The sequence below is a fragment of the Chelativorans xinjiangensis genome (genome assembly GCF_009812055.1).
In the GTDB taxonomy this organism is placed as follows: Bacteria; Pseudomonadota; Alphaproteobacteria; order Rhizobiales; family Rhizobiaceae; genus Chelativorans; species Chelativorans xinjiangense.
The window spans coordinates 101,678-110,272 of sequence record NZ_WQNH01000010.1 but is presented as its reverse complement, the minus strand read 5'-3'; the positions used below and the strand labels follow the sequence as shown (position 1 = coordinate 110,272).

Annotated in this window: 6 protein-coding genes; all 6 read right to left on the bottom strand. The window is 63.5% G+C overall.

The features are described from left to right. Positions 1–30: 30 nt before the first annotated feature. The gene (locus GM910_RS09635; RefSeq protein WP_159587299.1) at positions 31–855 is read right to left on the bottom strand and encodes an IS5 family transposase; all 825 of its coding nucleotides are present in this window, start codon (positions 853–855) and stop codon (positions 31–33) included. Positions 856–1,149: 294 nt separating this feature from the next. Continuing rightward, positions 1,150–2,664: an aldehyde dehydrogenase family protein gene (locus GM910_RS09630; protein ID WP_159587298.1), complete on the bottom strand. Its 1,515-nt coding sequence runs from the start codon at positions 2,662–2,664 to the stop codon at positions 1,150–1,152. After that, positions 2,639–3,166, bottom strand: coding sequence for a (2Fe-2S)-binding protein (locus tag GM910_RS09625; RefSeq protein ID WP_246225939.1), 528 nt, complete (start codon positions 3,164–3,166; stop codon positions 2,639–2,641). Before GM910_RS09625 ends, GM910_RS09630 begins: the two co-directional genes overlap by 26 nt. After that, on the bottom strand, positions 3,163–6,306 hold the full coding sequence (locus GM910_RS09620) for a molybdopterin cofactor-binding domain-containing protein (protein WP_159587297.1): 3,144 nt from the start codon (positions 6,304–6,306) through the stop codon (positions 3,163–3,165). Before GM910_RS09620 ends, GM910_RS09625 begins: the two co-directional genes overlap by 4 nt. Further along, positions 6,306–7,172: an aromatic ring-hydroxylating dioxygenase subunit alpha gene (locus GM910_RS09615; RefSeq protein ID WP_159587296.1), complete on the bottom strand. Its 867-nt coding sequence runs from the start codon at positions 7,170–7,172 to the stop codon at positions 6,306–6,308. The genes GM910_RS09620 and GM910_RS09615 overlap by 1 nt, the downstream gene beginning before the upstream one ends. Before the next feature lie 23 nt (positions 7,173–7,195). Next, positions 7,196–8,578: an amidohydrolase family protein gene (locus GM910_RS09610; RefSeq protein ID WP_201285451.1), complete on the bottom strand. Its 1,383-nt coding sequence runs from the start codon at positions 8,576–8,578 to the stop codon at positions 7,196–7,198. Positions 8,579–8,595: the final 17 nt, after the last annotated feature.

Sequence of the window (8,595 nt, the reverse complement as noted above, 5' to 3'; positions counted from 1 at the left end):
AGTGCCTGAATCATAAAGATCGGTTGGATTTCATGGTCTTGCGAGCCGCCGCGTGAGCATGCGGATGCTGGCGATGAGAACCCAGGCTTCGGCCGATGCGATCGTTTTCTCGAAGTCCCTGGCCAGTCGGCGGCAGCGGCCCAGCCACGCGAAGGTCCTTTCCACGACCCATCTACGCGGCAGCACCTCGAAGCCCTTTGCCTTGTCCGTTCGCTTGACGATCTCCAGTGCAAAACGGCCGATCCTTTTCAGCGCGCCCTTCAGCTTCGGGCCCGCATAGCCGCCGTCGGCAAAGACATGGCGCAGCCACGGCCAGCGTTTCACGATGGACTTCAGCACCTGTGCGGCGCCATCACGATCCTGGACAGCTGCGCTGTGGACGATGAGGCCGACCAAGAGCCCGCCGGTATCGGTCACGATGTGGCGCTTGCGGCCGTTGATCTTCTTGCCGGCGTCGAAGCCCCGGACGCCGCCGCTTTCGGTGGTCTTGACGCTCTGGCTATCGATGACGCCAGCCGACGGGCTTGCCTCCCGTCCCTCCCGCTCCCGGGCCGCCATGACGAGTGTGTTGTTGATGGCGCGAAGCACGCCCATGTCGCGCCAGGCGTAGAAGTAGTTCTGCACCGTGGTGAACGGCGGAAAGTCCTTCGGCAGCATGCGCCACTGGCAGCCGGTAGAGGCCATGTAGAGGATCGCGTTCACCACCTCGCGCAGGTTTGCCGCTCGCGGCCGTCCGACCGGCTTCGCTCCAGGCAATAGCGGCGCAATCAGCGCCCATTCCTCCTCGCGCAGATCGCTTGCGTAGCGCGCCGCCTCGCGGGCATAGTCTCGCCGGGTGATATCGGTCCAAGGCATCGTGTCCTCCATCGAATCTTTGCAAATCCGACGGAATCACAACCTACTGATATCACTCCATTCTTTTCAGGTCAGGCTCTTAGGCATCGTGTCCTCCATCGAATCTTTGCAAATCCGACGGAATCACAACCTACTGATATCACTCCATTCTTTTCAGGTCAGGCTCTGAAACATCGATGACGGTAAGTGCTTTCGAAGCGTTTTCAGAAATTACTTGATCCATTTTTTCCGTCCGTCGGCGGTTGGATTGTTGATCTATGAGCAACTCGCATCCTGCATGGCCATCAGACACGCCTAGATCATTACGCAAATCGTCTTTGTCTCGAGATAATTTTCGAGCCCCTGCGGTCCGTTTTCGTAGCCCCAGCCAGATTGCTTGTGTCCGCCCTTGGGCAACTCCGGCGAAAAATAGGAATGACAATTGATCCAGACGGTGCCGGAGCAGATCCGTGCGGACAGGCGGTGGGCGGAGCTCAAATCGCGCGTCCAGATGCTGGCTGCGAGCCCGTAGGGGGAATCGTTCGCGTAGGCGAGCGCTTCCTCGACGTCGTCGAAAGGGGTGACGGCCACAACGGGGCCGAAGATCTCTTCACGCATCATGCGCATGCCGGGACTCACGCGCGCCACCACCGTGGGCTCAAAGAACGCTCCAAGTTCGCCCGACCCTTGGCCGCCGGCGATCAGCTCGGCGCCTTCGGATATGCCTTCTGAAACATAGCCAGCCACACGTTCGGCCTGGGCGCGGCTGACGAGAGGGCCGAGATCCGCTTCAGGGTCAAGGCCATGACCAAGCCGCAGGCGAGCGGCTTCGCGGGCAAGTCCGTCGAGGAGCGCCTCGTGGAGAGAACGATGCGCATAGACGCGCGAGCCGGCAACGCAGACCTGCCCGGTATTGGCGAAAATCCCCCTCGCGATCCCAGGCACGGCAATGCCCATCTCCGCGTCGGGCAGGACGATTGCGGGCGATTTTCCGCCGAGCTCGAGGGTAAGTTTCTTGAGATTGCCTTGAGCTGCGGCAACGATGAGTTTGCCCACTTCAGTCGAGCCCGTAAATGCCACCTTGTCCACGTCGGAGTGAGCGACAAGCGCAGCGCCGACCGTCTCGCCATAGCCCATGATGATATTCACCACGCCGTCTGGAACTCCGGCCTCGATCAGAAACTCACCGAGCCGAAGTGCCGTAAGGGATGTCTCCTCGGCCGGCTTCAGCACCACCGTGCAACCCGCCGTGAGCGCCGGGGCGAGCTTCATCGCAGCCATGAGAAGAGGGGAGTTCCAGGACACGATCGCTGCCACCACGCCCACCGGCTCCCGCGTGGTATAGGAGAAGATCTTCCTGCCTGCCGGCTGGTGGGCAATGGAGGTGGGAATGGTGGAGCCGAGTATCTTCGTTGCAAAGCCCGCGAAGTAGCGGAACTGCTCCGCGGCTGCTGGAATTTCGCCCAGGCGTCCCGTCTTGAAGGGCTTGCCTTGATCAAGGGTTTCCAGCTCCGCCAACTCGTCCGCATAGGTGTCGATCAGTTCAGCGATGCGCCAAAGCAGTTTTCCGCGGGCCGAGGGCGTCATCTCTCGCCAGCTCTCGTTCCGTAAGGCGGCGCGAGCCGCCTCCACGGCTCGGTCAGCATCGTCTTCCGTGCCGCACGCGAGCCGTGCGAGGAGCCGGCCGCTCGCCGGATCATGCGTTTCGAAGGTTGCCCCGTCCGAAGCGTCCACCCAGCGCCCGCCGATCAGGTGGCGACAGGGAGAGCTGGCCAGAAGCGACCTGGTGCCCGCGTAGGCGGGTTCACTGTTGCGGATGATGATCGCCATCGATGTCTCCGGATGAGGCTGACGCGGCCAGAGCCTTGGAGGCAGCAAGCGCCCCGCGAATGATCGAGTGATAGCCGGTGCAACGGCAGATATTGCCTTCGAGCGCCGCACGGATGTCATTCACGCAAGCCTCTGGATGCTCGCGAAAAAGAGCTGTCAGCGCCATGGTGAAGCCCGGGGCGCAATAGCCGCACTGAAAGGCGTTTTCCTCGGCCAGTGCCGTGCGCAGCAGTCTGGTTTCAGGAAACGCGTCAAGTCCCTCGAGTGAGACGATCTCTGCGCCTTCGGCCTGCCAGGCGCTCAACAGGCAAGCATTGACGAGGTTGCCGTTCATGAGAACGTTGCAGGCGCCGCAGCGGCCGATACCGCAAGCTTCTTTCGCCGCGGTGAGCCCAAGCTTTTCCCGCAATATGTCGATGAGGCTCGTTTCAGGCGGCGCTTCAACTTCAAGGCGTACTCCGTTGATCGTGAACGTCATCATTCCGCCGGGGGATATGCTCATGGGCCTGCTCCCATGGCTTCGAGGATTTGCTCAGGGTCGAACGGGATTTGCTCCGGCCAGTAGCCAATCGCGTCGGCCACAGCATTGGCGATGGCCGCTGTTACCGCGCCGATACCCAGCTCGCCCACGCCGCGGGGGCCGAATGGATCGCCTGCGTCCAATTCTTCCAGCGCGGTGACCAGCATGGATTGGGGGGCATCGGCGATGCTGGGCATGGCATAGGTGTCGAGATTGCAGGTCAGATAGTGCCCGCCGCGCATGGCGGCGTCTTCGCTGAGCGTGTAGCCGAGCCCTTGCACACTGCCGCCTTCGATCTGGCCGAGATAAGCCGCAATATCGAGCATCGGGCCAGCCGCCGTGTGCTGATGCAGGTCGAGCACGCGGGTCTGGCCGGTGATGCGGCTCACCGCAACGCGGGCCAAAGTGGCTCCGAAGGCGAAGATGAATCGTGCATTGCTCTGGAAGTGGTCGGACTTGGGGAACTGGAAGCTCGTCGCGGAACAGGGCAGTTCTTCCGCCGGCAGCGCTTCGGCAAGTTGACGGAAACTCATCAGAAGCTCGCCGCTGTTCGATCCGCGCTCGACGATGCCTCCCGGTGCAATGGCAAGCTCCGGCGAAGCACGCCGCAGCACGCCGGATGCGGCAGCAAGGAGTTTCTGTGTGAAATCGGGCGCTGTATCCCTCGCCACCCTCCAGACAATATAGGTTCCGCGCGATGCCGTCGTCGATCCCGATTCAGGTGTGCTGCCCGTATCGCCGGTCACCGGGCGAACATCGTCGCGGCTGCAGCCGATCTCCTGGGCGACAGCCGATTGGATCGCCGTCAGCAGCCCCTGGCCGATTTCGTCCGTGCCGAAAAGCGCTTCGATGGCCCCGTCGGACGCCAGGCGAAGCGCTCCGCCGCCTGGGTCGGGCGGCAGCGTGCCGAGCCCGTTGCCTTGATAGTTCATGGCCATGCCGATGCCGACGATTTCCGATCCATCCGGCGATGGGCCTTGCGGCAGACCCCAGATGGGGTCTGCTTCCGCCGCCTCCAGCATTGCTGAAAGACGCTCCGTGGGAGCAACCTTCTGACCGAGATATCCGGGCGTTTGCGGCCGGCGCATGTTGCGCTGGCGGATCGTGACGGGATCGAGGCCCGCCATCGCGGCCAATCGATCCATCTGGCACTCGACGGCATAGGTCATCTGGTTCGCGCCGAAGCCGCGGAAGGCGCCGCATGTGCCGTTGTTGGTGTAGGCAAGGCGGCCCTGCGTGCGCACATGGGGCACGATGTAGGGGCCGCAGGCATGTTCGAGCGCGGTTTCCAGAACGCCGGGGCCGAGCGATGCGTAGGCGCCGGCATCCGCGATCACATCGACCTCGTTGGCAATCAGCATTCCGTCACGGTCGCAGGCGGTGCGTATGCGGATCGTCATAGGATTGCGCTTGACGCCGGCGACCACGGATTCGGCGCGGCTGAGCTTGAGGCGCACCTTGCGCCCGGTCTTCAGTGCCAGCAGCGCAAGCGCGGGCTGCACGGTCAGCTCGTCCTTGCCGCCGAACGCACCGCCCGTCGGGCTGCTGATCACCCGGATGCGCTCTTCCGGCATGTCGAGAATTCGCGAAAGTTGCAGCCGGTCACGCCTGCCGTGCTGGCCGCCGGCGGCGACCGTCAGTGTTCCGTCGTCCGCGACGAAGGCATAGCCGCCTTCGGTTTCCATAAAGCCGTGCATCTGGCGCGACGTCACATAGGTGGCCTCCGTCACATGGGCCGCGCCGGCGAAGGCTTTCTCCACATCGCCGCGCGAAAGCGTGACTTGGCGCTGGAGGTTGCCGGATGCGTGAACGAGCGAAGCGGTCCCCACCAGTGCTTTCTCGGGATCGCAGACGGCGGGCAGGGGCTCGTAATCGACGCGGATCAGGGACAGCGCCTTCTCGGCCGTTTTCTCGTCGATCGCTGCCACTGCCGCTACCGCATCGCCGACATAGCGGATCTTGTCGAAGCAGAAGGCCGGCTGGTCCTGCACCACGATGCCGAACGCGTTCCGGCCGGGAACGTCGCGATGGGTCACGACCGCGACGACACCGGGAATCGCCTCGGCCTCGCTCGTGTCGATCACAAGGATGCGGGCATGCGGAATACCGGCCCGCAGGATCCGACCCACGAGCATGTCCGGCTCGAGGCAATCGGTCAAATAGGGGAAGCTTCCCGCGATCTTGGCGGGCCCATCCGGGCGGACGTGCCAGCGCTGGCCGGCACTGTGTCTGTTCAGCGCAGGCGGAGTGCGCTTTGCATACTTGCCGAGGGCTCTAGTCCGCGATGCGTGGCGGCAGGGCAGGGTGCCGCCAAGGCCATGGACAAGCGCATTCGCTGCGACCAAGCGCCGGTACCGGCCGGAGCGGACCTTGTCATCCGGCGCTACAACCTCCTCCCGGATGGCCGCATGGAGCGATGACCAGTCCAGTTGCGTGATTTCGCCGCCCGCTATCATACTTTCCGCTGCGAGTAGCCTGGTTGGCGGAACTGGTCCACCGCCGACGGCAAGGCGCGCGGAGACAATGCGGCCGCCCTCGACATCGAGGATCCCGGCCACGCCAATCAGGCTCGGAGCAAAGGTTGCCCTGAGGCCAATCTTGCGATGTGCCCAGCGTGTCGGCTGCCCGTTGCGCGGGATGATCACGCCGCTGATCAACGCGGTTTCGCTGAAGGTGCCGGCCAGCCAACCAGCAAGAGGGACCCACCTCGGTCCACGAGGCTCGATAAGGTCCAGGCTTGCATCGAGAGCAAGGAGAGCTGGCAGGAGACAGCCCGTACGTCCGGCGATATTGCCGCCGATCGTGGCGAGATTGCGCACGGCGGGACCGGCAGTGGAGCGGATGGCTGCCGCCAGCAGCGGCAAGGATTCCGTCAGCACCGCGTGCCGCGTGAGCGCGCCCAAAGTTGCCATCGCGCCGATGCGGATTTCATCCGGCCCGCATTCGACCTCCCGCATTCCGTCGAGCCGCGCAAGGTTGATCAGCCGCGCCGGCTTTGCCTTCGGGTCCCGCTCCCATTGCAGATGGAGCGCCGTTCCGCCCGCAATGAAGGCGGAAGGAGGCCCGGCGGTGAGCGCCAGCGCCTCCTCGGCGGATCTCGGATGGAGCACCTCGATGCTCATCAGCCCGTACCGGCGGTCGTGCCGAACCGCAAGCCCTTTTCCTTGAGCCAGCGTCGATAGGCGACGGAGGAGGTATCGGCCCGTGTTGGAATTTCGCGCCGCGGCTCCAGCGGCAGGAGAAGCGGCCGCTGATTTTCTACGATGATGCGATCCTGCAGGAAGATGATTTGCTCGAACTTGAGCAAGTCCGTATGGGTGGAGAATTGATCGACTAGGTACATTACCGGTTGCGCCCGGCAGAGATCTTCCTCCATGGGCTGGATGAAAAGGGCGATCGCGTCGAGTCGTTCGGGAGCGCTGGGGCAGACGCGATAGAGCATCACGACAAACGGACTTGGCACCCGATAGGTGAGATGGACGAATGCGCCCTCGCTTTCGGTGGCGGCGATGCGGGGCTGGAAGAAGGTGCAGTTCGTGGCCCAAACCTCGTCGACGTCGCGGCGGATCTCGCTCAGATAGGCGGGCACTTCCGTGTGGGGCTCGGAGCCGAGGATATCGGTGTGCACGAAGGGAAAGTGCGCCATGTCGAGGAAGTTCTCGACCACCCGCAGGCCGGATGCGCGCATCTTCACCCAGCCGCAAGGCACGAAGCGGCGGTCGTCCTCAGCAGCCTCGATGATGTCGAAGATTTCGCCGTTGGACTCGCCGAGGGTCGTCCAAACGCAGCCGTACCGCTCTCGCCATGGCAGGCGTGGCCCGGGGGTGCGATCGTGTTCCTCGCGGATCACCGGTTCGCCGGCATTGCTTCGATGTAGCAGGATGTCCTGGCCGAGGAGGCGCGTGCGGATTGTCGCGGTGCCCAGGTCGGCGCTGGTCTCCACCGCATACCATTGGTCGAGGGCGATACGATCCGTCGTTTTCGCCATCGGTCAGGACTCCTTGTTGTGCATCACGCCTGCTTGGTCCATTGCTTCGTTCCTTCCGCATTTTCGGCCAGATAGGCCGCGCGCCGGCCGAAGAGGCCAGGCACCAAGGCGCGGATATTGGCGATGATGTCCTTCAGGTCGGCGGTCCTGAGCTGTCCATCTTCGACGAGGATCTGTCCGTCCACCATGGTCATGGCCACGTCGCCGCCGCGCACCGCATGGACGAGATTGTGGTGGAGGTTGAACCATTCGCCCTCGCCAAAGAGCGGTGTCATGCGCGGCGTGTCGGTGCGCACGGCGATGATGTCGGCGCGCTTGCCCGGCTCGATGGAGCCGATTTCCCGTTCCAGGCCGACAGCCTGAGCACCTGTGATGGTGGCCAAGCGCAGCACTTGCCAGCTGTCCATGGCTGACGCATCGAGGTCCCTCAGCTTGCCAAGGAGCGAGGCGACCTTCATCTCCTCGAACATGTCGAAATTGTTGTTCTCCTTCTCCCCGTCAGTGCCGATGCCGACGGGCACGCCGGCACGCAGCATTTCGCCGATGGGCGCGATGCCGCTTGCAAGCTTCATGTTACTGACGGGGTTGTGGGCGACTGACACGCGCCGGCCAGCAATCAGCTCGATCTCGGAGCCGTCGAGCCAGACCGCATGGGCGATCATGGTGCGCGGCGTGTCAAAAAAGCCGAGCTCATCTAGCGCGAACATGGGGCGCTTGCCGTAGCGCTTCCGGAATTCGGCGAGTTCGATCTCGGCTTCGCTGCAATGGGTGTGAAAGCCGGTATCGAATCTCCTCGCCAGTTCGATGGCGCGATGCTGCCCGCTCTCATCGGCATAGAAGAGATGCTCCAACCCGACCCAAACATTGATGCGTCCGCCGGCCTTTCGGTGCCACGTCTCAAGCAGCATCTCGTTCATGTCGAGCGTGTCGAAGTAATTGTAGTCGGGATGCTCGCCCACATAGGGTACGGCGACGAGGCGGCTGCCGATTGCCTCCGCCACACCTGCGCTTCCTTCCATGAACCGCCACATATCGACGACGGTGGTGGTGCCCGAAAGCAGCGATTCCGCATAGCAGAGCCATGACGCGGCTTCGGCTTCGTACGGTTGCAGCACGCGGTGCATGGGGTTGATGTGCCGCGTCAGCCAGTCCCAGACGGGAAGATGCTCCGCCGTTCCGCGCAGAAAGCCGGAATGGGCGTGGGCGTTGACGAGGCCCGGCATGAGGACGCTGTTTCCGATCTTCTTGACCGGCACGGACGGGTTTGCCGCCGTGAGCGTCGCCAGTCCACCGACCGCGGCGATGGCGCCTTCCCTTATCAGGACTGCGCCATCGGTGACGACGCGGTTGGCCGCGTCCATGGTGAGGAGGTAGTCGCCCGCCAGGATCATCGTCGTCGCCGTCATGGTCGTGGTGCCTTTCG

Bases quoted from the DNA above. Each gene is read 5' to 3' on its own strand.
- GM910_RS09625 (WP_246225939.1), bottom strand. From the start codon at position 3,166: ATGAGCATATCCCCCGGCGGAATGATGACGTTCACGATCAACGGAGTA.
- GM910_RS09610 (WP_201285451.1), bottom strand. From the start codon at position 8,578: ATGACGGCGACGACGATGATCCTGGCGGGCGACTACCTCCTCACCATG.
- GM910_RS09635 (WP_159587299.1), bottom strand. From the start codon at position 855: ATGCCTTGGACCGATATCACCCGGCGAGACTATGCCCGCGAGGCGGCG.
- GM910_RS09615 (WP_159587296.1), bottom strand. From the start codon at position 7,172: ATGGCGAAAACGACGGATCGTATCGCCCTCGACCAATGGTATGCGGTG.
- GM910_RS09620 (WP_159587297.1), bottom strand. From the start codon at position 6,306: ATGAGCATCGAGGTGCTCCATCCGAGATCCGCCGAGGAGGCGCTGGCG.
- GM910_RS09630 (WP_159587298.1), bottom strand. From the start codon at position 2,664: ATGGCGATCATCATCCGCAACAGTGAACCCGCCTACGCGGGCACCAGG.